This window comes from Acinetobacter sp., assembly GCF_036659555.1.
Lineage (GTDB): Bacteria > Pseudomonadota > Gammaproteobacteria > Pseudomonadales > Moraxellaceae > Acinetobacter.
The window spans coordinates 1-1,129 of record NZ_JAVXCI010000185.1; the positions used below are offsets into that span (position 1 = coordinate 1).

Sequence of the window (1,129 nt, forward strand, 5' to 3'; positions counted from 1 at the left end):
AAGACAGCTGCTTGTGTGTACGGATGCAAATAGCGTCTGCCAATTGTCGGCAATATGACTGCTTGCTGCAGCCAAACTCACACTGCAAGGGCGCCAGGCATCAAAAAAGCCAGTGCCAACTTCTCTCTAGATTTACCTTGGTTCGCGCTAATGGGCTAGCAGAACCTGCGCTTGGCCGTTCAAGACTGGGCTGCAGCAATAGGCTAAAGCTCATGGCTGTATACGATGAAGCCGCTGTGTTGAGCTAATTTATCGTATAGCGCCCGCCCAGCTTCATTCGTTGTCTGTGTCTGCCAATAGACACGATTTGAACCAGCTAATGCAGCTTGCTGATACACGCTGTTTATCAGTGCACTGCCAATACCTAGTTTGCGCCGAGAGGGGGTCGTAAACAGATCCTGCAAGTAGCAAACTGGCCCAAGTCTTGTCGTGCTGCGGTGAAAGATGTAGTGAACCAGCCCAACTATTTCTCCATCGTCCTGTGCGACCATCGCAAATACGGGCTCAATCGGATTAAAGAAACGCGTCCAAGTCGCCTGTGTAATTTCCGCAGGTAATGCAGTTGCACCCGTACGGCCATAAAAGGCGTTGTAGCCATTCCATAGTGGTAGCCATGAATCAAAGTCATTGGACTGAATTTCTCTTACGACTAAACCTGATGCGGTGTAATTTTTAGACATGGCTGCAAACTTTAGCAAAGCAAATTGCCGTTAATTTAGCTGTTTTTTCGACTATGCCAATGTCTGCTCCTAGCCGCCAATTGAACCGATTACAGCCCCCTGACCGTGGCTGACCATCAGGGTAATGGTGATGAGCAGATTCAACGCGAGGCAGCAGGCAAGCGGCCTGCATGCATTTTTTGCCACTTGCAGAAAGAGTGGCCTGAATGGGCGCACTGCATCAGTTCAGCAATGGCCGCGCAATCAAATAAATAGCTTATAGCGCTTATCTGATGGTCATTTAAGATAGTTTTATATCCAAAGTAGCCATTCTGCGGGCGCTATAAGCTCTTATTTTTATGTACACACCCATAAAAAAAGGCTCTGCAATTGCAGAGCCTTTTTGGACTGCGCCCTCAGCGCAGATCGCTTAACCCAGCCACTTGCGGGCGTTGCGCCACACTTGCATC

At 48.9% G+C, this 1,129-nt stretch carries 1 protein-coding gene; it reads right to left on the reverse strand.

From position 1 onward, the window contains the following. Positions 1–203: 203 nt before the first annotated feature. A complete protein-coding gene (locus RSA72_RS14565; protein ID WP_332633448.1) occupies positions 204–680 on the reverse strand; it encodes a GNAT family N-acetyltransferase in 477 nt (158 codons plus the stop codon). Positions 681–1,129 lie beyond the last annotated feature (449 nt).

What these genes read in the sequence shown, in the direction of transcription:
- RSA72_RS14565 (WP_332633448.1), bottom strand. Translation starts at nt 680, where the DNA reads ATGTCTAAAAATTACACCGCATCAGGTTTAGTCGTAAGAGAAATTCAG.